The 25352-nt window shown below is 73.4% G+C and carries 20 protein-coding genes, 1 tRNA gene and 1 pseudogene; 13 read left to right on the top strand and 9 right to left on the bottom strand.

What is annotated here, in order from left to right:
* Positions 1 to 90: 90 nt before the first annotated feature.
* The 4 genes from OHA37_RS07985 (at position 91) to OHA37_RS07970 (ending at position 3787) form a co-directional block, all read left to right on the top strand.
* On the top strand, positions 91 to 2154 hold the full coding sequence (locus OHA37_RS07985) for a phosphocholine-specific phospholipase C (RefSeq protein ID WP_266903639.1): 2064 nt from the start codon (positions 91 to 93) through the stop codon (positions 2152 to 2154).
* A 71-nt stretch (positions 2155 to 2225) separates the two neighbouring features.
* Positions 2226 to 2603: a type II toxin-antitoxin system RelE/ParE family toxin gene (locus OHA37_RS07980; protein WP_266903638.1), complete on the top strand. Its 378-nt coding sequence runs from the start codon at positions 2226 to 2228 to the stop codon at positions 2601 to 2603.
* The gene (locus OHA37_RS07975; protein ID WP_254384594.1) at positions 2600 to 2938 is read left to right on the top strand and encodes an XRE family transcriptional regulator; all 339 of its coding nucleotides are present in this window, start codon (positions 2600 to 2602) and stop codon (positions 2936 to 2938) included. The genes OHA37_RS07980 and OHA37_RS07975 overlap by 4 nt, the downstream gene beginning before the upstream one ends.
* A 93-nt stretch (positions 2939 to 3031) precedes the next feature.
* Positions 3032 to 3787 carry an alpha/beta fold hydrolase gene (locus tag OHA37_RS07970; protein ID WP_266903637.1) on the top strand — a complete coding sequence of 252 codons (756 nt, stop codon included), beginning with the start codon at positions 3032 to 3034 and terminating at the stop codon, positions 3785 to 3787.
* Positions 3788 to 3822: 35 nt separating this feature from the next.
* Here the strand turns inward: OHA37_RS07970 and OHA37_RS07965 are convergent, their stop codons facing one another.
* Positions 3823 to 4947 carry an alpha/beta hydrolase gene (locus OHA37_RS07965; protein ID WP_266903636.1) on the bottom strand — a complete coding sequence of 375 codons (1125 nt, stop codon included), beginning with the start codon at positions 4945 to 4947 and terminating at the stop codon, positions 3823 to 3825.
* Positions 4948 to 5072: 125 nt separating this feature from the next.
* Positions 5073 to 5145: transfer RNA gene (locus OHA37_RS07960), tRNA-His, on the bottom strand.
* 165 nt (positions 5146 to 5310) lie between these two features.
* Between OHA37_RS07960 and OHA37_RS07955 the strand changes: the two genes are divergently transcribed.
* Together OHA37_RS07955 and OHA37_RS07950 are read left to right on the top strand one after the other, a co-directional pair.
* Entirely contained in the window at positions 5311 to 6468 is a 1158-nt protein-coding gene (locus tag OHA37_RS07955) for a heparan-alpha-glucosaminide N-acetyltransferase domain-containing protein (RefSeq protein WP_266903635.1), read from the top strand.
* Positions 6469 to 6678: 210 nt separating this feature from the next.
* A complete protein-coding gene (locus OHA37_RS07950; protein WP_266903634.1) occupies positions 6679 to 7800 on the top strand; it encodes an aminopeptidase P family protein in 1122 nt (373 codons plus the stop codon).
* A 36-nt stretch (positions 7801 to 7836) separates the two neighbouring features.
* Here OHA37_RS07950 and OHA37_RS07945 read toward each other — a convergent pair whose 3' ends face one another.
* The gene (locus tag OHA37_RS07945) at positions 7837 to 8607 is read right to left on the bottom strand and encodes a class I SAM-dependent methyltransferase (protein WP_266903633.1); all 771 of its coding nucleotides are present in this window, start codon (positions 8605 to 8607) and stop codon (positions 7837 to 7839) included.
* 43 nt (positions 8608 to 8650) lie between these two features.
* Positions 8651 to 10489, bottom strand: a complete 1839-nt coding sequence (gene treZ / locus OHA37_RS07940; protein WP_266903632.1) for a malto-oligosyltrehalose trehalohydrolase — start codon at positions 10487 to 10489, stop codon at positions 8651 to 8653.
* A 112-nt stretch (positions 10490 to 10601) separates the two neighbouring features.
* Between treZ and OHA37_RS07935 the strand changes: the two genes are divergently transcribed.
* Together OHA37_RS07935 and OHA37_RS07930 are read left to right on the top strand one after the other, a co-directional pair.
* Positions 10602 to 11165 (top strand): DUF1707 and FHA domain-containing protein, encoded by a 564-nt coding sequence (locus tag OHA37_RS07935; RefSeq protein ID WP_266903631.1) that lies wholly within the window; start codon positions 10602 to 10604, stop codon positions 11163 to 11165.
* A gap of 74 nt (positions 11166 to 11239) precedes the next feature.
* Positions 11240 to 11710, top strand: coding sequence for a GNAT family N-acetyltransferase (locus OHA37_RS07930; RefSeq protein WP_323182316.1), 471 nt, complete (start codon positions 11240 to 11242; stop codon positions 11708 to 11710).
* A 22-nt stretch (positions 11711 to 11732) separates the two neighbouring features.
* Here the strand turns inward: OHA37_RS07930 and OHA37_RS07925 are convergent, their stop codons facing one another.
* Together OHA37_RS07925 and treY are read right to left on the bottom strand one after the other, a co-directional pair.
* Complete coding sequence (locus OHA37_RS07925; RefSeq protein WP_266903630.1) at positions 11733 to 12998, bottom strand: M14 family zinc carboxypeptidase; 1266 nt, start codon at positions 12996 to 12998, stop codon at positions 11733 to 11735.
* Between the two features lie 731 nt (positions 12999 to 13729).
* Complete coding sequence (gene treY, locus OHA37_RS07920) at positions 13730 to 16063, bottom strand: malto-oligosyltrehalose synthase (protein ID WP_266903629.1); 2334 nt, start codon at positions 16061 to 16063, stop codon at positions 13730 to 13732.
* 82 nt (positions 16064 to 16145) lie between these two features.
* On the opposite strand from treY, the gene OHA37_RS07915 reads away from it, so the two are divergent.
* Positions 16146 to 17429 carry an MFS transporter gene (locus OHA37_RS07915; protein ID WP_266903628.1) on the top strand — a complete coding sequence of 428 codons (1284 nt, stop codon included), beginning with the start codon at positions 16146 to 16148 and terminating at the stop codon, positions 17427 to 17429.
* Here the strand turns inward: OHA37_RS07915 and glgX are convergent.
* Positions 17414 to 19528: a glycogen debranching protein GlgX gene (glgX, locus tag OHA37_RS07910; protein WP_266903627.1), complete on the bottom strand. Its 2115-nt coding sequence runs from the start codon at positions 19526 to 19528 to the stop codon at positions 17414 to 17416. The two genes, OHA37_RS07915 and glgX, sit on opposite strands and share 16 nt — an antisense overlap.
* A gap of 198 nt (positions 19529 to 19726) precedes the next feature.
* On the opposite strand from glgX, the pseudogene OHA37_RS07905 reads away from it, so the two are divergent.
* The 3 genes and pseudogenes from OHA37_RS07905 to OHA37_RS07895 all read left to right on the top strand — a co-directional run.
* Positions 19727 to 20942 (top strand): annotated as a pseudogene (locus tag OHA37_RS07905) (RNA-guided endonuclease InsQ/TnpB family protein); the annotation flags it as partial.
* Positions 20943 to 21259: 317 nt separating this feature from the next.
* On the top strand, positions 21260 to 22528 hold the full coding sequence (locus tag OHA37_RS07900; RefSeq protein ID WP_266903626.1) for an SAV2148 family HEPN domain-containing protein: 1269 nt from the start codon (positions 21260 to 21262) through the stop codon (positions 22526 to 22528).
* Positions 22529 to 22620: 92 nt separating this feature from the next.
* Entirely contained in the window at positions 22621 to 23364 is a 744-nt protein-coding gene (locus OHA37_RS07895; RefSeq protein WP_266903625.1) for an exonuclease domain-containing protein, read from the top strand.
* A 57-nt stretch (positions 23365 to 23421) separates the two neighbouring features.
* Here the strand turns inward: OHA37_RS07895 and OHA37_RS07890 are convergent, their stop codons facing one another.
* Entirely contained in the window at positions 23422 to 23979 is a 558-nt protein-coding gene (locus OHA37_RS07890; protein WP_266903624.1) for a TetR/AcrR family transcriptional regulator, read from the bottom strand.
* A 106-nt stretch (positions 23980 to 24085) separates the two neighbouring features.
* On the opposite strand from OHA37_RS07890, the gene OHA37_RS07885 reads away from it, so the two are divergent.
* Positions 24086 to 24682 (top strand): DUF2867 domain-containing protein, encoded by a 597-nt coding sequence (locus OHA37_RS07885; protein ID WP_266903623.1) that lies wholly within the window; start codon positions 24086 to 24088, stop codon positions 24680 to 24682.
* A gap of 20 nt (positions 24683 to 24702) precedes the next feature.
* On the opposite strand, the gene OHA37_RS07880 is transcribed toward OHA37_RS07885, so the two are convergent.
* Positions 24703 to 25347 carry a hypothetical protein gene (locus OHA37_RS07880; protein WP_266903622.1) on the bottom strand — a complete coding sequence of 215 codons (645 nt, stop codon included), beginning with the start codon at positions 25345 to 25347 and terminating at the stop codon, positions 24703 to 24705.
* Positions 25348 to 25352 lie beyond the last annotated feature (5 nt).

Here is a 25352-nt window from a genome sequence, read left to right as displayed (position 1 = left end):
AGCAATGCCGACCGGTACCCCGGGGCCGCTGTTCTTGGGGCGCCCAGCGACATCCCCCCGCACCCGTCTCACCCGCAGAGGTCGTTCTCCATGACTGAATTGAATCGGCGCAGGTTCCTGCAGATCGCTGGTGGCGCCGCCGCCGTCACGATGCTGAACGAGAGCATCGCGCGGGCCGCCGCCATCTCGGCCCAGGGCAGTACCGGCACGATCCAGGACATCGAGCACATCGTCGTCCTCATGCAGGAGAACCGTTCCTTCGACCACTACTTCGGTGCGATGAAGGGGGTCCGCGGGTTCGGGGACCCGAGGCCGGTCATCCAGGACAACGGCAAGTCCGTCTTCCACCAGTCCAACGGCACGAAGGACATCCTCCCCTTCAACCCGCAGATCAACGACCTGGGCATGCAGTTCCTGACGGGCCTGAACCACGACTGGGCCGGCGGCCACCAGGCGTACAACAACGGCAAGTACGACAAGTGGGTCCCGGCCAAGACGGCGACGACCATGGCGTACATGACCCGGAACGACATCCCGTTCCACTACGCGCTCGCCGACGCCTTCACGGTGTGCGACGCCTACCACTGCTCCTTCATCGGCGCCACCGACCCCAACCGCTACTACATGTGGACGGGTTACACGGGCAACGACGGCGTGGGCGGCGGCCCGGTCCTCGGCAACCAGGAAGCCGGCTACGGCTGGAAGACCTACCCCGAGCGCCTGGAGGCGGCCGGGGTCTCCTGGAAGGTCTACCAGGACATCGGCGACGGTCTGAACGCCGCCGGATCCTGGGGCTGGATCAACGACGCCTTCCGCGGCAACTACGGCGACAACTCGCTGCTGTACTTCAACAGTTTCCGGGGCGCCCAGCCCGGCAGCGCCCTGTACGAGAAGGCCCGTACGGGCACCGACGTCAAGTCGGGCGGCACCTACTTCGACAAGCTGCGCGCGGACGTCGTGGGCGGCACCCTCCCGAAGGTCTCCTGGATCGCCGCCCCCGAGGCGTTCAGCGAGCACGCCAACTGGCCCACGAACTTCGGCGCCTGGTACATCTCGCAGGTCCTGGACTCGCTGACCGCGAACCCCGACGTGTGGGCGAAGACGGCCCTGTTCATCACCTACGACGAGAACGACGGCTTCTTCGACCACGTCGTCCCGCCGTACCCGCCCGCGTCCTCGGCCTGGGGCCTGTCCACGGCGAGCGTCACCGGCGACCTGTACACCGGGGGCGTCTCCGGCTACGCCGCCGGCCCGTACGGCCTCGGCCCGCGCGTCCCGATGATCGTGGTCTCCCCGTGGAGCAAGGGCGGCTACGTCTGCTCCGAGACCTTCGACCACACCTCGGTGATCCGCTTCATGGAGAAGCGCTTCGGCGTGCAGGAGCCCAACATCTCCCCGTGGCGCCGCGCGGTCTGCGGAGACCTGACCTCGGCCTTCGACTTCACCCGGGCCGACTCCGCGCCCGCCGCCCTGCCGTCCACGGCCGCGTACGTGCCGCCGGACAAGAACCGCCACGCGTCCTACAACCCGGCCCCGCCCGCGACGGGCACCCTGCCCAAGCAGGAAGCCGGCTCCAAGCCGACCCGCGCACTGGGCTACGCCCCGTACGTGGACGGCAAGGCCGCGGTCTCCACGGGCAAGTTCACCCTGACCTTCTCCTCGGGTCCCTCCCTCGGCGCCCACTTCCACAGCACCTCGGGCAACCGTACGGACGGCCCCTGGCCCTACACGGTCGAGGCGGGCAAGACCCTGTCGGACACCTGGAGCACGAGCAGCTCCACCGGCAACCAGATCAACCTCACGGTCTGGGGCCCGAACGGCTTCCTGCGCACCTGGAAGGGCCCGGCGAAGAAGGCCGGCCCCGAGGCGACGGCCCGCCACGACAAGGCCACCGGCAACCTGGTGCTGTCCCTGACCAACGAGGGCACGGCGGCCGTCAACCTGACCGTCACCAACGCCTACGGCGGCACCGCCCAGGTCGTGCGCGTCGCGGCGGGCGGCACCGTCGCGCACACCGTGGCCCTGTCCGGCACGGCCCGCTGGTACGACGTCACCGTCGTCTCCGACGCGGACGCCACCTTCCTGCGCCGCTTCGCCGGCCACGTGGAAACGGGCGCGGCCGGAGTCTCGGACCCGGCGATCAAGACCGTCTGACCGTTCCCGTACGGGTGAACCCCGCCGCTCTGGCCACCCGCGAGGTTAACGCTTGCGTTAACTTCGCGGGCGTGGCTCAATGGGAAGTGATCCTCGTGGGCGAGGTGGCGGAGTGGTTCGAGGCGCTGGCCGAGACGGACTGGGGCAGCGCCGAACAGGTGGAGGACGCGGTGGACGCGCTCACGATGTTCGGGCCCACGCTCGGGCGGCCTCTCGTCGATCGCATCAAGGGTGCGGAGCAGCACCACATGAAAGAACTGCGTCCGGGCTCCTCGGGCGGCAGCGAGATCCGGATCCTGTTCGCGTTCGACCCGGTGCGCCGCGCGGTGCTGCTCGTCGCCGGGGACAAGGCCGGAAACTGGCAGCGGTGGTACGACGTCAACGTGCCCCTCGCGGAGAAGCGGTACCAGGCCCACATCGCTGAACTGGACACCAGGGAGTACGAATGAACGCTGTCGGTTGGGAGGAGACCAAGCGCCAGGTGCGCGAGCGCCGGGCCGCCGCCGGGCTGCCGGTGCGGTCCCCGGCGGAGAAGCAGGCGGCCATGGACCGGCTCATGGCGGAGGTGCGGGCCTATCGGCTGGCGGAGATCCGCCAGGAGCAGGCGCTGACCCAGAAGGACGTGGCCGACACCATGGGCGTCTCAGCCCCGCGGGTCTCCGCGATCGAGAACGGCGAGACCGACCGTACGGAGGTCGCGACCCTCAGGTCGTACGTCGAGGCGCTCGGCGGGCGGCTGCGCGTGGTGGCCGACTTCGGGGACACCGAGTACACCGTCGCCTGACTGCGGAGTATCGGCTGCACGGTGTGATGGTAGGCGCGGTGGGCAGAACCTACGGCGGCAATTCTTTCCGCCCCCGTCACCGAGGGAGAACGCATGGCCATCGCCCACCGCAGGATCGGTACCGGCCCCGTCCGCGTCATCGTGCTGCACGACTGGTTCGGCACCTCCGCCAACTGGGGCTCCGTACTGGACCACCTGGACCCGGGGGAGTTCTCGTACGCCTTCCTCGACTACCGGGGCTACGGCGACCGCCGGGACGTCCCCGGCCGCTACACGCTCCCCGAGATCGCCGACGACGTCCTCGCGCTCGCCGACGAGCTCGGCTGGGACACCTTCTCCCTCCTCGGCCACTCCATGGGCGGCAAGGCCATCCAGCAGGTCCTGGTGCGCGCCCCCGAGCGCGTGGAGAAGCTGATCGGCATCAACCCGGTCCCGGCCGGCCCCTACGAGATGGACGACGCCACCCACGGGCTCTTCTACGGGGCCGCCGCCGGCGCGGAGAACCGCCGCGCCATCCTCGACATCGTCACCGGCCGCCGCGCGAGCCCGTACTGGCTGGACCGGATGGTCGCGCACTCGCTCGCCGTGTCCCGGCCCGAGGCCTTCGCCGCGTACCTCGCGAGCTGGCAGCCGCTCGACCTGTCCGCCGCCGTGAAGGGCAGCACCGTCCCGGTGCTGGTCCTCGTCGGCGAGTACGACCTCGCGCTCACCGCCGACTTCATGCGGGCCACCTGGCAGGTCTCGTACCCGAACTGCCGCATCCGGCTCCTGCCCGGCGCGGGCCACTACCCGCCGCACGAGAGCCCGGTGGCCTTCGCCACCGAGGTGGAGGCCTTCCTGCGCGGGTGATGGCATGACGCGGCGAGGCATGGCATGACGCGGCGTCAGGGCGGGCTCAGCCGTCCCACCAGCCACTCCAGGGCCGACGGCGCCTCGCGGGCCCACGTCTCGTAGTTGTGCCCGCCGCTCGCCAGGAGGATCGAGGACACCCGCGCGGGCGCCCGTACCGCGTCGATGAACTCCAGCGTCTGCGGGTACTGGTGCTCGCCCTTGCGGCTGCTCGTCACCAGCAGGGACACCGGCGGCTGCGGAAGGCTCCGCAGCCGCCACAGCAGGTCGTTCTCCCGCCGGCGGTCCGCGTCCCCGCCGAACAGGTCACCGGTGTCCGCGTCCCGCGCCGCCGCGTACGGGGCCGAGAGCGCGGCCGCCGCCCGGTAGGCGTCCGGCGTGCGCAGGGCCAGCTTGAGCGCGCAGTAGCCGCCCACCGAATTGCCCATCACGCCCCACCCCCGGGCATCGCGGGTGAGGCCGTAGTACGAGGAGACCGCCGCCCGCAGGTCCCGGGCGAAGAAGGTCTCCGCCCGCGGCCCGCCCGGCACGTCCACGCACTGCGTGTCCCTGGGCGGCGCCACCGTCGGTGTCATCAGGACCAGCACCGCCGGCCGCATCCGCCCCGCCCGTACCGCGTCCAGCGCCAGCTGCGGATACCGCAGCCGGTCGATCAGCACCCCCGGCGTGCTCGGGAACCCGCTCAGCGCCAGCACCACCGGGAACTCCGCCCGCCGCCCGGCCGACGCGTGCACGTACTGCGGCGGCAGGTACACGTAGCCCTGCCCCGACAGCCCGCTGCGCGTCCCGAGCACGGTCACCGCCTCGATCCGGCCGATCACCGCCGGATCGTCGGAGCCCGCGTGCCGCCAGGAGCGGGTCCCCCGCACCAGCAGCGCCTCCCGCCCCGGGGCCCGCGCGCCCGCCGGCGCCGGGTCCTCGCGGCGCAGGGACAGCAGGTCGCGCCAGGAGCCGTAGAAACCGTACGAGGAGTTCACCGCGAGCAGCAGCGCCGACCCGGCCGTCAGGGTGATCGCGAGCTGGAGTCCGGCCCGCCCCAGCAGCGGCCGCACCCCGGACCCCGCGAGCCGGGGCCACAGCCACACGGCGGCCCCGAACACCGCGGCCGCGACGAGGGCGGCGAGGAGCAGCGCCGGGGTGCCCCCGATGTCCCATTCCATGCGGTTGATCCTGCCAGGGCCCGGGCCGCCGGGCCCGGCCGGTCGCGACGCGTCGCTCCCGCAGGGGGAACGAAAAAACCCGTGGGGGCTACGAGGAAAACTCGTAACCCCCACGGGATCAACAGGGTGAGTGACGGGACTTGAACCCGCGGCCACCTGGACCACAACCAGGTGCTCTACCAACTGAGCTACACCCACCACGAAGGGCGGCGGACCACCCGTTCGATGTGCAAGCACAGCATAGCTGATCAGCGGGGTGCTCCCGCGACGCCTTTTCCGGCGGACCGGAGGACCGGCAACCAGGGGCCCCGCTCCGGGCGGGGCGCAGGCAACCCCGCGCCCCGGATCGTCATCACTATCCGTATGGGACCCAACCGACTCACCGGCCTGGACGCCGCCCGCGGCATCGCCGTCCTCGGCATGTTCGCCGTGCACGTCGGCCCGCCGCCCACGCCCGAGGGCCCCGGCTGGCTGCTCGTGGCCGCCGACGGACGGGCGCCCGCCGTCTTCACCCTCATCGCCGGCTTCTCCCTCGCGCTCGCCCGCGCCCGCGCCGCCGGACCGCCGCCCCTGCGGGCCACCCTGACCCGCTGCGCGATCCTCGCCGCGCTCGGCCTGTGCCTCGCCGCGCTCTCGCCCGGCATCCTCGTGATCCTGGCCTTCTACGCCGCCTACTTCCTGGCCGCCGAACCCTTCACCCGGCTGCGCACCCGCACCCTGGCGGTCGTCGCCGGCGCCTCGGTGGCGCTGGGCCCGGTCCTCTCGTACGCCCTGGGTCCGGCCCTCGGGCTGCGCACCGGCGGGCGCGGGGCCACACCGGTCCCCGCCGACCTGGCGAGCTGGGAGGGGGCCGGGGGGATGCTGCGGGACCTGCTGCTCTCGGGCGCGTACCCGCTGCTCACCTACTTCCCGTACATCCTGGTGGGCATGGCCCTCGGCCGCCTCGCCGACCTGCGCAGCGGGCGGTCGCTGCGGCTGCTGACCGGCTTCGGGGCGGCGGCCGCCGCCGCCGGGTACGGCGCCTCCTGGCTCGCGCTGGGACCCGGCGGGCGGCGCGGGCCGCTGCTGGAGGCCATAGCGCGGGAGCACCCCTGGGCGGTGACGGCGCCCGACCCGGTCGCGGCGGTGCTGGGCGAGCAGTTCGGGGCGATCCCCAGCACCTCCTGGCACTGGCTGCTGGTGGCCGGCCCCTACAGCCAGACCCCTCTGGAGACCCTCGGCAACTCCGGGGTCGGGGCGGCCCTCATAGGCCTGCTCGCCCTGGCCGCGCACGGCGCGGGCCGGGCGGCGACGCGGCTCCTGCGGCCGCTCGCAGCCGTCGGGGCGATGGCCCTCACGGTGTACGTGGTGCACGCGCTCGTGCTGGCGGTGTTCCTGCGGGGCTGGAGCGGGTGGGAGGCGCTGGCCGGCTTCTCGGGCGCCGCGATGCTCGGCTGCCTGGCCTGGGGCCACTTCCTGCGCGGTACGGAGCTGCGGCGGGGGCCGCTGGAGTGGGCGCTGCGGGTGCTGACCCCGGCGTGACGCGCAGCCGTGTGCGCTGCCCTGCGGGGCCGTCCCCCACCCGCCCTTCCACCGTTCCCCGGGCTGCGCCCGGACCCGTACGTGCGCTGCCCGCCCGTGCCCTCCAATACCGGGCGGGCTGGTTGTACCGCTGCGCGGCAAGATCCAGCCCCCCCGGCTGATCGGCGCGGCCCCCTGCCGGGCGGGGGTGGGGCGCGGGAGGATCGCGGCATGGACCACGACTTCGATCCCTTCACGGCCGCCGACTACGCCGCCCGGATGGCCGCCGCCGCGCAGGCCGCCGCCGACGCGGGGCTGGCCGGCCTGCTGGTCGCCCCCGGGCCCGACCTGGCCCACCTCACCGGATACCGGCCCGTCGACACCGAGCGGATGACCCTGCTCGTCCTCGCCGCCGGGCAGGACCCCGTTCTCGTCGTCCCCGCGCTGGAAGCCCCCGACGCGGCGAAGTCCCCCGGCGCGGGCGCGCTGACCCTGCGGGACTGGGCCGACGGGAAGAACCCGTACGCCGTCACCTCCCCGCTGCTGGACGTGGCAGGCCGCTTCGGGGTCAGCGACAACGCCTGGGCGCTGCATCTGCTGGGACTGCAAAGGGAGTTGCCGACGACCTCGTACGTCTCGCTGAGCGATGCGCTGCCGATGCTGCGCGCGGTCAAGGACGAGCGCGAGCTGGCCCGGCTCGCGGCGGCCGGCGAGGCGGCGGACGCCGCGTACGCCCAGATCCTCCACGTCCCCTTCGCCGGGCGCCGCGAGAGCGACGTCGCCGCCGACCTGGCCGCGCTGCTGCGCGTGCACGGCCACTCCCAGGTGGACTTCACCGTCGTCGGATCCGGTCCGAACGGCGCCAACCCGCACCACGAGGCCGGTGACCGGGTCATCGAGCACGGGGACATGGTGGTCCTCGACTTCGGCGGCCTCAAGCACGGTTACGGATCCGACATCTCCCGTACCGTCCACGTCGGCGAGCCCACGGAAGAGGAGCAGCGCGTCCACGACATCGTCCGCGAGGCCCAGTTGGCGGGCGTGGCGGCGGCCCGGCCGGGGGCCGCCTGCCAGGACGTGGACCGGGCGGCCCGCGCGGTGATCACGGAGTTCGGCTACGGCGAGCAGTTCATCCACCGCACGGGCCACGGCATCGGGGTCACCACGCACGAGCCGCCGTACATGGTGGAGGGGGAGGAGCAGCCCCTCGTCCCCGGCATGTGCTTCTCGGTGGAGCCGGGGATCTACCTTCCGGGCCGGTTCGGGGTCCGCATCGAGGACATCATCACGGTCACCGAGAACGGCTGCCGCAGCTTCAACAACGCCTCCCGCGAGCTGGCCGTCGTGGAGTAGACGGCCGGCGGCGGGAGGGCGCCGCCTCGCCGGGGCTCAGGCCCCGGCGAGGACCAGGCGGTAGCCGTAGTCGACGCTCTCCCGCTCCAGCAGGCCGGCGTGGCGGCGCTGCCACGCCCCCGACCGCAGGTCCTCGCGCAGCCGTTCGACCGCCGGTTCCACCACGGAGGCCGGCAGGCTCGCGAAGGTGGAGCTGGCGGCCCGTACGGCCGGGTCGAGGTAGGACTCGGGCCGGCGCCAGAAGGCGGCCCGGAACCCGTCGGTGAAATCGTGCGGGACGGGGAAGGGCACCACGGTGTGCGCGTCCAGCGCCCCGGTCACCACGGACAGCGGGACGAAGGTGGAGCGCTCCCGCTCCCCGATCTCCGGCAGGTACTCCTCGAAGAACCACAGCTCCGTGCTGTGCTCCGGATCCCAGGTGAAGACGGCCTGGCGCCGGGAGACCCGCCGCAGCTCCGCCAGCCCGCGCGCGGGATCCGGCCAGTGGTGGACGGTCATCACCGCCATCGCCGCGTCGAACTGCCCGTCCTCGAAGGGGAGTTCCTCCGCCCCGGCCTTGATCTTGCGGGTCCCCGGGTGCTGGTCGAGCATGACCTGGGAGGGGTCCACGGCGGTCACCTCGCGGTCCTCCGGTTCGTACGAACCGGCGCCCGCCCCGACGTTGACCACCGTCCGGGCGTCCCCCAGGGCGCCCGCGATCAGCGAGGCGAGCCGCGGGTCGGGCCGCCGGATCTCCCGGTACCCCACCCCGATCCGGTCGTACTTGGCCGTGTGTCCGCGACCGCTCGCGGAGGAATCGATCTTCATGGGGCCCACCCCATCAGACGGTCCCGCCCCGCCGCGACCGGGTTTACGGGCCCAGCACCACCGCCGACTCGGCCGGTACGTGGACCCGCCCGTCGGCGTCCGGATGCTCGACGGGGAGCCAAGCGGCCAGCACCCGGACCCCGTTGCGGCCGAGCGCGACGGTGACCGGCTCCCCGGAGAGGTTCACCACCACGCGGACGTCGCCCCGGCGGAACGTCAGCCAGCGGCGCTCCTCGTCATGGGCGATCCGCAGCGCCGCCAGATCGGGATCGCGCAGGTCGGCGTGGGTCCGGCGGAGCGTGATCAGGGCGCGGTACCAGTCCAGCAGGCGGGCGTGCGACTCCCGGCCCGGCTCGGCCCAGTCCAGGCAGGAGCGGTCCCGGGTCGCCGGATCCTGGGGGGCGGGGATCTCCTCCGCCTTCCAGCCGTGCTCCGCGAACTCCCGCCGCCGGCCCGCCCGTACGGCCTCGGCGAGCTCCTCGTCGGGATGGTCGGTGAAGTACTGCCACGGCGTGCCGGCGCCCCACTCCTCGCCCATGAACAGCATCGGCACGAACGGCCCGGTCAGCGCCACCGTCGCCGCGCACGCCAGCAGCCCGGGGGACAGGGAGGCCGCGAGCCGGTCGCCCAGCGCGCGGTTGCCGATCTGGTCGTGGGTCTGGGTGTAGCCGAGGAAGCGGTGCGCCGGGGTGCGGCCCCGGTCCACCGCGCGGCCGTGGTGGCGGCCCCGGAAGGAGGACCAGGTCCCGTCGTGGAAGAAGGCCCGGGTCATGGTCTTGGCGAGGGCCCCGATCGGGGCCTCGGCGAAGTCCGCGTAGTACGCCTGGGACTCGCCGGTCAGCGCACAGTGCAGGGCGTGGTGGAAGTCGTCGTTCCACTGCGCGTGCAGGCCCAGGCCCCCGGCGGAGCGCGGGTTCGTGGTGCGGGGATCGCAGCGGTCCGACTCCGCGATCAGGAACAGCGGCCGGCCCGTCTCGGCGGCCAGCTCGTCCACCGCCGCGGACAGCTCCTCCAGGAAGGTCAGCGCCCGGTCGTCGGCGAGCGCGTGCACCGCGTCCAGCCGCAGCCCGTCGATCCGGTAGTCGCGCAGCCAGGCCAGGGCGCTGCCCAGCAGGTACGCGCGCACCTCGTCGGAGCCGGGCGCGTCCAGGTTCACCGCCGCGCCCCAGGGGGTGTGGTGGGTCTCGGTGAAGTACGGGCCGAAGGCGGGTAGGTGGTTGCCGGAGGGGCCGAGGTGGTTGTGGACCACGTCGAGCACCACGCCGAGGCCGGCGGCGTGCGCGGCCTCCACGAACCGGACCAGCCCGGCCGGGCCCCCGTACGGCTCGTGCACCGCCCAGGGCGCGACCCCGTCGTACCCCCAGCCGTGCCGCCCGGGGAAGGAGCACACCGGCATCAGCTCGACGTGGGTGACGCCGAGGGCGACGAGGTGGCCGAGGCGGGCGGCGGCCGAGTCGAAGGTGCCCTCGGGGGTGAAGGTGCCGATGTGCAGCTCGTACAGGACGGCGTCCTGCAGCGGCACCCGGGGTGAGGGGGCCGGCTCGGCGGGGGTGAGGGCGGCGAAGTCGACCACGGCCGAGAGCCCGTCGGGGCCCTGCGGCAGGCGCCGGCCGCGCGGATCGGGGCGTACGGGGGGTCCGAGGCGAGTGTGGTCCGGATGCTCCGCGTGCTGCCCGGGATGGACCGGGTCGCGCGGATCGTCCCCGGGAACGCGGACCTCCGCAACGCCTCCCAGCTGGAAGCCGTAGTGGGATCCGTCCCGTGCCCCGGCCTCCACGACCCACCAGCCGGGCCGCTCCGGATCGCGCTCCATCGCGTACGCGGCCCCGTCGAGCCGCAGTGCGACCCGGTCTGTCAGCGGTGCCCACACCTCGAACTGCACGGACGGTCCCCTCGTCTCGCGGCGGTACCCCAACCTGCGTGTCCGGGCCATCATCCCCGGCCGTGCGCGGGAGTTCTGGACACTCTGCCCCCGACAGGCCGACAATCACCTGGTGACGTCGAGTTTCGAGTTCTCCGCCTTCCCCGCTCCGCGGCTCTCCGATGCCGAGCGCGACCGCGCTCTGGGCCAGCTCAGGGAGGGCGCCGCCGTCGGCAAGCTGTCGCACGACACCTTCCTGCGCCGCATGGAACTCGCCCTCGTCGCCCGCCGCTCCGAGGACCTCGCCGCGCTCACCGCGGACCTGGAGGGCCGGGAGGGCGCGGAGAGCCCGTGGACCCGCCGGCTGTTCGGCTGGGTGGGGCGGGTCTCGGCGGTGTCCGTGGGCGTACGGCGGGCCTGGGCGGTGGAGAAGCTGCCCACGCTGCTCCTGCCGCACCCGAACGCCGGACCGCTGCGGATCGGCCGCGACCCGGGCAACGGGCTGCGCCTGAGCCACGAGACCGTGTCGCGGGCCCACGCGGAACTGGGCATCCGGGACGGGGTCTGGGTGGTGCGGGACCTCGGCTCGACGAACGGCACCACGGTGAACGGGCACCGGGTGACGGGCTCGGCGGTGGTGCGGGACGGGGACCAGATCGGCTTCGGACGGATGAGCTTCAGGCTGTCGGGCGGCTGAGGATCCGGGCGCGGGCCGCCCCCACCCGTGCCCCGGTTGCCCGGTGGATGCGGGCCGCGCGCAGGATGTCACTCATGGAACAGATGCCCGCTGCCCCCGTCGTACGGCCCGCGCGCCCCGATGACCTGCCCCGTCTGGTCGAGCTCATGCGCGAGCACATGGTGTACGAGAGGTCCGCGCCCCGCCCGGCAGGTCTCGCCGGCCGCCTCGGTGCGCAGCTGTTCGCCGACGGGGCCCGGCTGTGGGTGCTGCTGGCCGAGACCCCGCGGGGCGAGATCGCCGGGTACGCCGCCTGCTCGGCCGAGTTCTCCTTCTGGGACGCGGGCCACTACCTCCACATGGACTGCCTCTACCTGGCCGAGGAGGCCCGCGGACACGGCCTCGGCGCCGCCCTGATGGACGGGGTGGCCGCACTCGCCCGGGAGCTGGGCCTCGGCCGCGTCGAGTGGCAGACGCCCGACTGGAACGAGGGCGCGATCCGCTTCTACGACCGGCTCGGGGCGACCGGCAAGCAGAAGCTCCGGTACGCCCTGCCGGTGGAGTAGCCGCGCGCCGGTGGCCGCCCGCCTACCGGCCCGCTGCCACGAGCCGGTCGTAGGCCGCCAGGACGACCCGGGACTGGTGCTCCACCTGCGTGGCCACCGGGACCCAGCGCGCCTGGAAGCGGTCCGCGAACTCCTCGCACCACCCCGCGACGAGCCGGTCCACGGCAGGCGCCGTCGGCTGCCCCTGGGCGCGCAGCACCCGGAGGAGCATCGCCGCGGCGCGCAGCGAGAGCCGCCGCCCGAAGGCGTCGATGCTCCCGATGTACGCCGCCGTGGCCTCGGCGGGAGCCCCGGGTCCCGTCCACTCGGCGGTGATCCGCGGGATCAGCGCGAGCGTCCAGTCCACCGCGCGCAGCAGGGCCGCGGCGGCCGGGTCCGTACCGTCGGCCGCGCCCTCCCGCAGGGCCGCCACCCGCGCGGCGTCGGCGGTGAGCCGGCCGGCCAGGATGCGCAGGGCGGCGCGCGGGTCGGGGTGCGGGGCCGGGTCGTCGACCAGGTCCGAGGCCCACATGGGGACTTCGACGATCGCGGTGGTGCCGGCGTGGCGGTGGGCGTGGTACCAGGTGCTGAGCCGGGTGTCCTCGGGGTGGAAGGGGCCGTCCGCGCCGGCCCCGGGGGCGGGCATCACGAAGATCCCCGCGCCCGGCGAGGGCCAGCCGGCCGCGTCGGAGGCGCTGGTCTCCACCGGGATGCGCAGCTCGGCGGCCGATTTGCCGAAGGGCTCCGCGAGACCGGGTATGTCCCGGGTCAGCTGCACCCAGGAGCCGCCGAGATCCGTGCCGTGCAGGGAGACCTGGAGGGCGGGCCGGAGCTCGTCGATGAGCCGGGTCAGGGCGAGGGTCTCGGGCGGGAGGCGGTCCGGGGGCAGTAAAGACGGCGCCCACTCGGGCTGTTCGGGGCCGGGCGGCCGGAAGAAGTTCCGGTGGTAGTCCAGCAGGGAGTACGGGCGGGGAGTGCGGTGCAGGGCCGCGCCGTCGGGGTCGGCACAGAGCAGGAAGTGCCAGGCCGTTCCGGCGGCGGGTACGCGGATCAGGTGCCGGGCGAGCGCGATGGCGGTGGCCCCGCCGACGGGCTCGTTGGCGTGGGCTCCGGCGACGACGAGCACGCTCGGTGCGGCTTCCGTGGCCGGGGTGGGGCCGCCTACGGAGAGCAGCCAGAGGGGCTCCCCGGCCCGGGACGCGCCGATCTGGCGGAGCCGGGCCAGGGTGGGGTGCTCATCGGCCAGGGCGCGGGCGGCCAGGGCCAGTTCGTGGGGGGTGGGGTAGCACATGTCACGGATGAGGGTCACAGGTGACCCCATGCCCGCCGCGGGCCTGCCCTAGCCGTCTTCGCCCGGCCCGGGCGGCGGGCCGTGTCGCGGTGCGGTGCCGTGCCGTGCCGTGCTGCGCCGTGCTCCGTGCCGTGCCGCGCAGTGCAGGGCCGTGCAGGGCCGTGCCGTGCCGTGCCGTGCAGGGCAGGGCCGTGCCGTGCCGTGCAGGGCCGTGCCGCGCAGTGCCGCTCCGTGCAGGGCTGCGCCGCGGCTGCCGTGCCGCTGCGCGGGGCGGAGTTCCCCTACCCGCCCTTCCACCGTTCCCAGGGCCGGCCCTGACCCGGTCCTCAAACGCCGGACGGGCTGGGGAGGGGTGCCGGGCTGCGCCCGGACCCCTCTGGGGCTCCGCCCCAGACCCCGCGCCTCAAACGCCGGCGAGGCTGAAATGGCGCTCCGCGCCATCCAGCTCACGCCGGCCCCATCCAGCCCGCGCCGGGCAAAATCCAGCCCCTCCGGCGTTTGAGGAGCGGGGGTCCGGGGGCTGGCCCCCGGGAACGGTGCCGCACCCGGCAGGGGTCCGGGCGGAGCCCGGGGAACGGTGGAAGGGCGGGTAGGGGACCTCGCCCCGCGCAGCGGTACCGCAGGCCGCCACCTACCGGGCGGCAGCGCGGGCACCGCAGGTGGGAGCCCCGCCCCGCGCAGCGGTACCGCGGGCCGCCATCTGCCGGGCGGCAGCGCGGGTAGGGGACCTCGCCCCGCGCAGCGGGGGGTCACCCCCGGGTCGGGGGCTCCCGGAGTAGGACGGCCACCGGGGAGGCTTCGCCGAGGAGTTCCGCGAGCGGCAGCTCGCCCGCGTACGGGGCCGAGGCAGCCGCATCCGCCCCGAGCACCGGCAGCCGCCGCCACCGCCCCGGCGGCAGGGGCAGAGAGGTGTCCCGCCAGCCCCCGCCCCCCGCCAGCCGGTGCGACAGGCGGGTGGCCACCGCCACCAGGCCGGCCGACCGGGCGAAGGCCACGCAGTGCTCCGCCGCCGGGCCCCGGGCGAGCAGCGGCGCATAGCCGGCGAACAGCCCGGGCCGGCTCCGGCGCAGCCGCAGCAGGGCGGCGGTGAGGGCGAGCTTCTCCTCGGCCGTCCCGGACGGCTCGGCCCCCGCGTCCAGCCGGGCCAGGGCCTCCCGGGGGAAGCGGGCGGGCCGCCGGTTGTCCGGGTCGACCAGGGCCCGGTACTCCGTCTCCGCGCCCTGGTACACCTCCGGGACCCCGGGCATGGCCAGGTGCAGCAGCGCCGCGCCGAGCAGGTTGGCCCGGGCCGCCGCCGCCAGGGGCCCGGCCGGCTCGACCGGGGCCGCCGGTACGTACTGCGGGACCGTGGCCTCGTACGCGGGGTTCTGCTCGGTCCAGGTGGTGTGCAGGGCGGCTTCGCGGGCGGCTTTGAGCAGGGCCTGCGCCAAGCGGTCGGCGCGCTCCGGAGCGGCGCCGTCGGCCCCGAGTCCGAATGCCGTCTGCCAGGCCACCCAGGCGAGTTGGGGATCCGCCCCGGTCGGCGCCGGTACGGATTCCGGGTCCTGCGAGAGCGCCGAGATCCGTGCCCGGACGTCCGCGCTGCGCTTCGTGTCGTGCGTGGTGAGCACCGTCCCGGCGCGGGGCCACAGCCTCGCCTGCTCGGCGCAGTACGCGTGGAACTGCGCCACCGTGACCGCCGGAGCCCCCGGATCCCCGCCCACCTCCGTGGCCGACAGCAGCGGGGCGTACCGGTAGAACGCCCTGTCCTCGAGGGACTTGGCGCGCAGGGCTGCCGAGGTCTGGGAGAAGCGGGCCGCGAAGGCCGGGTCCCGCAGCAGCAGTTCGCGTACGCCGGCCACCGGACCCGCGCCGGCCCGTGCGGCGGCCCGCTCCAGGGCCTCGGGCGCGAGCTGCGGATCGCCGGGGTAGGGCCGGTAGACGGGATAGGCGATGAGCAACTCACGTACAGCAGAGCCCAGTTCGGGCCCAGCCAGGCGTTCCAGGGTCGCCAGCTCGGCGGCCAGGTCGCCGGTCAGGACCTCCCGGGCGCCCGCCGCGGCCGTCCGCTCCCAGCGGGGCTGCCCGGTCGCCCCGCGGAACCGGGCGTCGAGCCGCGCGGCCCCGGCCGGGTCGGTCAGTACCCCGTCCACCCGGTACAGCGCGTCGTACCCGGTGGTCCCGGCCACCGGCCAGTCGGGAGCCAGCCGCTCCTCGCGGGCGAGGATCTTCTCGACCACCACCCAGCAGTCCCGGCCGACGGCCTCCCGCAGCCGCCGCAGGTAGCCCCCGGGGTCGGCGAGGCCGTCCACGTGGTCGATCCGCAGCCCTTCGGCGACCCCGTCCCGGACCAGTTCCAGCACCTTGGCGTGGGTGGCGGCGAAGACGTCCGGGTCCTCGACGCGGACCCCGATCAGCTCCGAAATGGTGAAGAAGCGACGGTAGTTGAGCCCGGTCCGGGCCTCCCGCCAGCACGCCGGCCGGTACCACTGGGCGGCGAGCAGCTCCGCCGGTTCCAGCCCGGCCGTGCCCTCCCGGAGCGGGAACTCCAGCTCCCCGATCCGCAGTACCGCCCGCCCTCCCCGCCCGTCGACCTTGACCTCTCCCGGATCCAGCGGCGCGGCGAGCACGGGCAGCAGCAGCTGCCCCCCGCCCGCCTCCCAGTCGATGTCGAACCAGCGCGCGTACGGCGAGCCGGGCCCCTCCCGGGCCACCTCCCACAAGGGCCGGTTGAGGCCGAGCGGCGTCGGCAGTGCCATGTGGTTCGGCACGATGTCGAGCACCAGTGCGAGCCCGTGCGCGCGGGCGTCGGCGGCCAGGGCCCGCAGCCCGTCCTCCCCGCCCAGCTCCACCCGCACCCGCGTGTGGTCGGTGACGTCGTACCCGTGGGACGATCCGGGCACCGCCTCCAGTACGGGGGAGAGGTGCAGGTGGGAGACCCCGAGCGAGGCGAGGTACGGTACGACGGCCCGCGCGTGTCCGAAGGTGAACTCGGGGCGCAGCTGGAGGCGGTAGGTCGACGCCGGGGTGAAGGCCGGTGGTCCATCGGTTTCCGGACGGTTGAACTCAGGACTCGTGCGACCGGTGCGCGGGGGCAGGCTCATGAGAACGTACGTACCCAGGATGCGGGATTCCGTGCCATTACCCAATGCATCCGGGTGACTGCACCGGGTTAACGTTGCTCAAGTGTTTGGAACCGTCAACACCTATCGAAAAGTCATTGCCCTGACCGGGCCCCTACTCCCGCTCGTTTCCTTCCTCGCCCGACTGCCCGTCGCGATGTCGCAGTTCGGCAGCGTCCTCCTGGTCGCCCAGACCAGCGGCTCCCTCGCCACCGCGGGCATAGTCGGCGGCACCCTCTCCGCCGGACAGGTGGTCTTCGGACCCGTCCTGGGCCGGCTCGCCGACCGGCACGGGCAGCGTTCCGTCGTCCTCGCGGCCGCCGCGGTCAACGCGGTGGCGACCGCCGCCCTGGTGGCCGGGGCGCTCGCCGACCTGGCCACCGTCCCGCTCGCCGCGATCGGCTTCGTCACCGGGGCCTCCGTCCCGCTGATCGGACCGCTCGCCCGTACCCGCTCCGTGGCCCTGGCGCACCGCGCCAAGTCCGACGAGAGCGTCGTGGGCGCCATCCACTCCCTCGAAGGCACCCTGGACGAGGTCTCCTTCGTCTTCGGGCCCGCCCTCGTGGGCCTGGCCACCCTCGCCCTGCACCCGGCCATCGCGCTGGGCGGCGCGGCCGCCCTCGTCGCCGTCTTCGGCACCCTCTACGCGCTGCACCCGACCGCCGCCGTCACGGCCGGTGTCCCCGCCGGAGTCCGCCGGGACAAGGAGCGCGCCCGGGTCCGCCCGCCGCGCGTGGTCCTGGCGGTACGGGGCTCCCTCGCCCTCCAGGGCGCCATGTTCGGCGCCTGCCAGGCCGGAATCGCCGCCCTTACCGCACAGTTGGGCGTCCCCGGCCAGGCCGGCATCGTGTACGCGGCCATGGGCGTCGTCAGCGCCGCCGTCGGGCTCTCGCTCGGCGCGCTGCCCGCCCGCTTCGGTCTGCGGCTGCGCTGGCGGGTGGCCACGGCCGCCGCGCTCGTGCTCTCCGTACCGCTGCTCTTCACGGACACCCTGTGGCCGCTGTACGTAGTCGTCACCGTGCTCGGAGCCGCCTACGCCCCGCACCTGATCACCGCCTTCGCGCTCACCGAGCGGGCGGTGGAGCCCCGCAGGCTCGCCGAGTCGATGGCCTTCGCCGCCAGCTCGCTCGTCGCCGGCCAGGCCGCCTCGCTCGCCGTCTCCGGGCGGCTCGCCGAGTGGTACGGGCCCTGGGCCGCCTTCGCGGTGGCCGTGGGCGCGGCCGCCCTGTGCCTGGTCCTGGCCCTGGTCACCAAGGTGCCGGCGGCCCGTACGCACGCTCCGGTGGCATCCGGCGGGGGCGCCCGCCCGGACGCCGTCCTGGAAGGCGCCGCCTACGCCGGGCGCTGAAGCACCACCAGACACCGTCCTGTCAGCGTCACCCGGTCCCCGGCCGCGTACTGCGGCCCGGTACCGGGTGCCAGCACCTCGGGCCGCGCCGTGTCCACGATCAGCCGCCACTGCGCTCCGTGCCCCGCCGGGACCGTGAAGTCCTGAGCCTCGGCGCCCGCGTTGAACATCAGCAGGAACGAGTCGTCGGTGATCCGCTCCCCGCGGGTGCCGGGCTCCGAGATGGCCTCCCCGTTCAGGAACACCGCCAGCGCCCGCGCGTGCTGCGCCTGCCAGTCGCGGGCCCGCATCTCCTCGCCGTGCGGGGTGAACCAGGCGATGTCCGAGAGCTCGTCGTGCGTCCCCTCCACAGGCCGGCCGTGGAAGAACCGGCGCCGCCGGAACACCGGGTGCTCCCGCCGCAGCCACACCATCCGCCGGGTGAACTCCAGCAGCGCGGGGGCCGGTTTGCCGGGCTCCGGCCAGGTCACCCACGACAGGTCGTTGTCCTGGCAGTAGGCGTTGTTGTTGCCGCCCTGGGTGCGGGCGAACTCGTCGCCGTGACTGATCATCGGCACGCCCTGCGAAAGCATCAGCGTGGCGATGAAGTTGCGCATCTGGCGCTCGCGCAGCTCCCCGATCCCGGGATCCTCCGTCGGCCCCTCGGTCCCGCAGTTCCACGAGCGGTTGTGGGTCTCGCCGTCCCGATTGCCCTCGCGGTTGGCCTCGTTGTGCTTCTCGTTGTACGAGACCAGGTCGTTCAGGGTGAAACCGTCGTGGCAGGTGGTGAAGTTGATCGAGGCCAGCGGCCGCCGGCCGTCGTCCTGGTAGAGGTCGGAGGAGCCCGTCAGGCGGCCCGCGAACTCCGCGAGCGTGCGCGGCTGCCCGCGCCACAAGTCCCGTACGGTGTCCCGGTACTTGCCGTTCCACTCGGTCCACAGCGGGGGGAAGTTGCCCACCTGGTAGCCGCCCTCGCCCAGGTCCCACGGCTCCGCGATCAGCTTGACCTGGCTGACCACCGGATCCTGCTGGACCAGGTCGAAGAACGAGGACAGCCGGTCCACCTCGTGGAACTGGCGGGCCAGCGTGGCCGCCAGGTCGAAGCGGAAGCCGTCCACGTGCATCTCGGTGACCCAGTAGCGCAGCGAGTCCATGATCAGCTGGAGCACGTGCGGGGAGCGCATCAGCAGCGAGTTCCCGGTGCCCGTGGTGTCCATGTAGTGCCGGGGATCGTCCGCGAGCCGGTAGTACGAGGCGTTGTCGAGGCCCCGGAAGGACAGCGTCGGCCCCAGGTGGTTGCCCTCGGCCGTGTGGTTGTAGACCACGTCGAGGATCACCTCGATGCCGGCCTCGTGCAGGGCCCGGACGGCCGACTTGAACTCCAGCACCTGCTGGCCGCGGTCGCCCGAGGCGTAGCCGTTGTGCGGGGCGAAGAAACCGATGGTGTTGTAGCCCCAGTAGTTGCTGAGCCCGTCGTCGACCAGGCGGTGGTCGTTGACGAACTGGTGGACCGGCATCAGCTCCAGCGCCGTCACCCCCAGTTTGGTCAGGTGCCCGATGACCGCCGGGTGCGCGAGGGCCCCGTACGTGCCGCGCAGCTCCTCGGGGAGGTCCGGGTGACGCATGGTCAGACCCTTCACGTGGGCCTCGTAGAGCACGGTGTGGTGGTACTCGTGGCGCGGCGGCCGGTCGTTGGCCCAGTCGAAGTACGGGTTGACCACGACCGAACTCATGCTCTTGGGCGCGGAGTCCAGATCGTTGCGGGAGTCGGGCCGGCCGAAGTGGTAGCCGTACACCTCCTCGCCCCAGTCGACGCTCCCCGCGATGGCCCGCGCGTACGGGTCCAGGAGCAGCTTCGCCGCGTTGCAGCGCCGGCCGCGCTCGGGCTCGTAGGGGCCGTGCACCCGGAATCCGTACCGCTGGCCGGGCATGATGCCCGGCAGGTAGGCGTGCCGGACGAACGCGTCGGTCTCGCGCAGTTCGATCGCGGTCTCCGAACCGTCGTCGTGCAGCAGGCACAGCTCGATGCGTCGGGCGGCCTCCGAATAGACCGCGAAATTGGTGCCGGCGCCGTCATACGTGGCACCGAGCGGATACGCCTGTCCCGGCCAGACCTGCATAGAAAACGACTCTTCCCCTCTGTTGTGTCGGGCTGATCCGGCGTGGACCACGTCAGCTGGCTTCATCCAGGATTCTCCGGGCCTCAGCCCGGGGAGGAACGGGCCCTGGGGCGGAGCCGCATAGCGGCGGAACTCTCTGCGCATCTGCTGTGACCTGCTTTTTCTGGCGTTGTCAGTGGCGGGTGTTACGTTCCGGGCATGACGACCGGAGCGGCAGCCGACGAGGTGACCGGGTACGCCCGGTTCACCTACCGGCTTCGCGTGTCGTCGACCGCGCTTGCTGCCCTGGAGGGGGAGTGGGCGCGGTGTCGTTGGGTGTGGAACGAGTGCGTGGCGATGTCCCGCAAGGTCCACAACCTGAACAAGACGGCCGAAGGAAAGACGACGTGCGGGCCGGGACAGCTCGACAAGACGCTGACTGAGGCGCGCGGTTCGATGTCCTGGCTGCGTGAGGGAAGCAGCGTTCCTCAGCAGCAGATCATCCGGGACTTCGCCAAGTCCCGGGCGAAGGCGCTCAAGGACATCAAGGCCCGGTTGCCGATGCGGCAGCGGGCGGGGATGCCCGGGATCAAGAGGAAGCGGGAAGCTGCGCCGTCGTTGAACTACACGCAGCGCGGATTCCGGCTCAAGGATGGCCGCCTGCACCTGGCCGGCGGGATCGCCGTAACGGTGGTGTGGTCGCGGGAACTGCCCAAGCCGCCGTCCAGCGTCCGCGTGTACCGGGACAGCCTCGGTCATTGGTACGCGAGTTTCGTCGTCCCCACGGTGACCGAGGACCTGCCGGAGACCGGCGCCGTCATCGGTATCGACTGGGGCGTGAAGGAGACCGCGACCACCACGTCCGACGCCCACGACCTGCCACACGCAGAGCATGGAAAGACGGCCGCCGCGAAGCTGGCGCACTACCAGAGGATGATGGCCCGGCGCCGGACCCCGAAGAACCGGTCCGACACCGCTGGCTACCGCAAGGCTCGCCGGGCCGTGGCGAAGGTATCGAAGAAGATCGCCCGCCAGCGGCAGGACACCGGCCGCAAGTGGGCCAAGCGCCTCGTCCGCGACTTCGGCCACATCGCAGTCGAGGACTTCAAGCCGAAGTTCCTCGCCAAGTCCCGGAACATGTCCCGCAAAGCGGCCGACGCCGCGATCGGCGCAACCAAGACGGCCCTGATCGAGATGGCCCGCAAGCACGAACGGACCGTGCACCTTGTCCACCCCGCGCACACCACCATGGACTGCGCACACTGCGGAGCGAGAGCCAAGCACCGCCTCCCCCTCTCCGAGAGAACGTATACGTGCACCGTGTGCGGAGCTGTGTCCCCGAGGGACAAGAACTCCGCCCGAGTGATGCTCGTCCGGGCTGGTCTCGTACCCGGCTGGTGTTGATCTTGTAAGACCTGCGTGCCCGCCGGGCCGCAGGCGAAGTGAGCCAGGAATCCCCTCCCTTCAGGGAGGGGAGGAGTCAATGCCAGATCTTCCCCGAAAGAGGGCTTCCACGCGGGGACTTGGGAGGGTCCTACCGGGTGACCCGGAGAGCTGATAAGAGGTTCGACGGACCTTGGGAAGATCGGACCGTCACCAGAGCGGATAATGGGCCAACGGACGGCCCGGGCACGGACCGTGGGTTCGCGCCCGGCCGCAGGGCCGCGCATCGGGCTGCAGGGTGCCGCACGCGCGGAGTACCCTTCCGTGATCACTGGAGACGGGCGTCCAGACGCAGGAGGCGGTGCACGGGTGAGCTCGGGAGGTCTGGAGCTGCCCCCTGGTGACAGCGGTCACGAGGGCGGCCCGGCGGACGCGGGCGGTGCGGCCGGCGGGATTCCCGCCGGGGCCGTGTCGCTGGCCCCGCCGGAGGCCGGTGGGACCGGGAAGGCGCAGGCGGGAGCCGGTGCCGAGCTGGACTGGGGCGCGGACGCCTGGAGCGAGGTCCGGACCCGGGCCCAGCGCGCCGGCCGCGCCTACATCTGGCTGAACCTCATCGAGCAGCGGCTGCGGTCCGTGGTCGGGGCGGTGCTCCGGCCGGTCTACGAGCCCGTGCACGGCGGCGACGACTGGGTGGTGGCGGCCGCGGGCCCCGCCGGCCAGGAGTGGGTGCAGCGCGCGGTCGCCGTGCGCGAGGTCAGCCGCCGCAAGGGCTACCTGCTGGACTCCGCCGACGACAACGTGCTGAGCTTCCTCACCCTGCCGCAGCTGCGCGAACTGATGGTCCAGCACTGGCCCTGCTTCGAGCCGTACTTCGACGACCGGCGCGAGATCGAGCAGGCGCTGGACGAGCTGGAGGTCACCCGCAACGTCGTCTCCCGCAACCGGGCCCTGTCGCGGGCGGTCCTGGAACAGGCCGAACGGGCGTCGGCGCGGCTGCTGGAGGTACTGGGCGGCGGCGCGGGCTCGCCGGCCGCGGACCGGCTGCCCATCGACGCCGTCGAGGACCTCGTCGGCGACCGGTACGCGGACGTCATCTCCGTCCACCCGGACCGGGTGCGGCTGCAGCGCCAGCTCCCGGCGGAGGACCTCTTCGGCGGTGCGCGGCGGCTCGACGCCATCGGCATAGGGCTCAACCTGCTGGTCCAGAACTTCTCGGGCCGAAGACTCGTACGCCTCGCCGAGGCCGGCTGCCGGGTACGGCTGCTGTTCCTGAACCCGGCGAGCAGCGCGGTCAAGCGGCGCGAGCGGGAGCTGGGCCTGCGCAAGGGCGAGCTGAGCCGCTCGGTGGAGATGAACATCCTGCACGTGCGACGGGTCCGGGCCGGCCTGCGCGACGCCTCGGGCTTCGAGATCCACGTCTTCGACGAGACCCCGCGCTTCACCGCGTACCTGGTGGAGGGCGAGTCCTCGGGCATCGCGGTGGTCCAGTCGTACCTGCGCCGGGCGCGGGGCATGGAGGCACCGGTCCTGGTCCTGCGGGGCGGCGGGCGCGCGGCGAGGGACGCCGAGCCCGGGCTGTTCCCGACGTACCGGGAGGAGTTCGAGTCGATCTGGCAGGACTCCCGCCCGGTGTCGTGAGCGGTCGCCGGCCGCCCCGGCTCCGGGGCTGTCAGTGGCCCGTGTCAGGCTGAAAGCCGTTGACGTAGAGGGACGGGTACGGGGGGCACGCGATGGGGGACTGGGCGGGGGACTGGATGGGGGACTGGCACGGCGGGCCGATGGTGGCCTTCGACCTGGAGACCACGGGGACCGACATCGAGTCCGACCGGATCGTGACGGCGGCCGTCGTGGCGGTCGGGCCGGACGGTCAGGTGGCGCGGGAGCGGTCCTGGCTGGTCGACCCGGGCGTGCCCATCCCGGAGGAGGCTTCGGCCATCCACGGCATCTCCACGGACCACGCCCGCTCACGGGGGATGGTGGCGGCCGCGGCGATCGAGGAGATCACCCGGACGCTCGTGGAGGCGCTGAGCTCGGGAACCCCGCTGGTGGTGATGAACGCGCGGTACGACCTGACCCTGCTGGACCGCGAGTGCCGCCGCCACGGGATCCGCCCGCTCGGCGAGCGCTGGCCGGTGAACTCCGTGCCGCCCGTCATCGACCCGCTGGTGCTGGACAAGCACGCGGACCGGTACCGCAAGGGGCGGCGGACCCTCCAGGCCCTCTGCGAGCACTACGGCGTGACCCTGGAAGCGGCGCACGACGCGGGAGCCGACGCACTGGCGGCGGCCCGCGCCGCGCGGCGGATGGGGGCCGTGCACGCGGCGATAGGGACGGTCGCCCTGGCGGACCTGCACGAGCTCCAGATCCGTGCGGCGGCCGAGCAGGCGGCCTCGCTGCAGAGCTACCTGCGGCGGACCTCGGACCCCGAGGCGATAGTCGAGCGGGCCTGGCCCGTCGTGCCGTACCGGGTCTGACGGCGGCCCGGGGCCCGGGCAACCGCGCCCTCGCTCTCTCGTTCTCTCGCGCTCTCGCTAGCGGAGCAGCCAGTCCCGGGTGTGCTCCATGACCTCGGAGCGGCTCAGGGGGCCGTGGTCGGCGGCGATGAGGTAGCTGCCGATCCGCATCGAGTAGACGATCATGCAGCGGACCTCGACGTCCTTCTCGTCGGGACAGAAGGCGCCGAACAGCGAGCGCAGGTAGTCCATGCGGCGGTTGTCGACACGCCGGAGCCGCTCCGCGACGGACTCGTCGCGCCGCGCCCAGTCGCGGATCGCCAGGTCGGTGGCGACGCCCCGCGCCGGACTGTCGGCGGCCGAGGCGATCGCGAACAGCCGCTTCAGCCTGGCCCTCGGGTCTCCGCCCGCACCCTCGACCTGTTCGATCACGGCCTCGGCGGCCTCGCGCTCCCAGGTGTCGAGCATCTCGGTGAGCAGCGTGTCCCGGTTGCCGAAGTACCCGTAGAAGCCGCCCTTGCTGACGCCGAGGGCCTGCGCGAGCGGCTCGATCCGGACGGCTTCCGGGCCTCCGGCGGCGAGTGCGCGCAGCCCTTCCTCGATCCAGTTGCCGCGCGGCGTACGGGTCGCGCCCACGATGCGTCTCCCCTCGGAGTGGTGTGCCGGTCCCGATCTATACGGTGCCGTATAGATCGGTGCTAGTCTGCTGTCTATACGGCATCGTATAGATCGGGGCTTGCCCATGAGACTCCCCAGAACCGCACACACCGAGCGTCCGTGGCGGATCCACGAGATCGCCGGCGACTTCCACCTCGAAGACGTGTGGGAGCTGCCGACACCGGGCGGACCGGACGACCTCGCACGGCTCGTGGAGCAGTTCGCGAGCGGCTCGGGGGACCCCGTCCCCTCCCGCGTGGGTCGCGCGCTCTTCGCGATCCGCTGGAAGCTCGGGGCCCTGTTCGGCTGGGACAAGCCCGCCGACGGCCTGGAGGGCCGGGCGACGACGCTGCGCGATCGGCTGCCGGCGGACCTCCGCGAGGGTCCCCGGGGGCCCGACCTCGGCTCGGTTCCGTTCACCTCCGTTTACCAGACGCACGACGAGTGGGCGGCGGAGACGGCGAACCGGACCGTGCACGGAGTGATGCACATCAGCTGGGTCCCGGACGGAACCGGCGGCTACCGCGGCCAGATGGCCGTCCTGGTCAAGCCGAACGGCCTCCTCGGCGCCGTGTACATGGCGGGCATCAAGCCCTTCCGGTACCTGGGCGTGTACCCGGCGCTGATCCGCGGCATCGGCCGCGAATGGCAGGCCCGTACGGGCTCCGGCGCGGCGGCCTGACCCTCACGAGGGGCGGCGGGTCAGCGCTCCGGCCATTGATCGCGGTAGACGACGTGGAGCCCGCTGCCGCCGTGGTCGGCGATGAGGCCGTCGCCCTGGCCCATCCGGGCGCAGTAGTGCGCGTGGCCGGGGTGGGCCCGGACGTGGCCCGGCCCCCGGTGGGCCACGTCGGCGAAGAGCCATGAGGTGTCGGCGAACAGCTGGGCGCTGCCCGTCATGAACAACGTCCCGGCGTGGACGCGCTGGTGGAACCGGTCCCGGTTCTCCCGGTGGTGCCGATCCGGCCGGCGGTCGGCGCCGCGGTCGGCCGAAGGCGGTCCGGGAAGGTCCGCGGTCTGCGGCCGGCCCGGGCCCAGCCGGGCCCGCAGCTCCTTCCAGCGCGAGGGCGCGAACTGGAGCGAGTGGTGCAGGAGAACCAGGTCGAGGCCCGGTTCCCCGGTGTCGGGGTCGGCGCGCCGCAGCGGTACGTGGACCAGCGAGCGGGGTGACGTGGCGGCGAGGGACCACAGCCCGGCGACGAGCTGGGCGGCCCGCTGGTCGACCTGGACGTCCAGGTACCAGTAGCCGTCCGACAGCGCCGCGCGCGCCGGCGGCCGGGCCGGGCGGATCACCTTGAACTCCTCCGGGCCGAGGCGGGCCCGGTGGATGGAGAGGGGAAGCTTCATATGCG

It is taken from the genome of Streptomyces sp. NBC_00335 (genome assembly GCF_036127095.1).
Taxonomy (GTDB): domain Bacteria; phylum Actinomycetota; class Actinomycetes; order Streptomycetales; family Streptomycetaceae; genus Streptomyces.
Note: the sequence above shows the minus strand (reverse complement) of the source record. Positions and strands in the feature narration are given on the sequence as shown.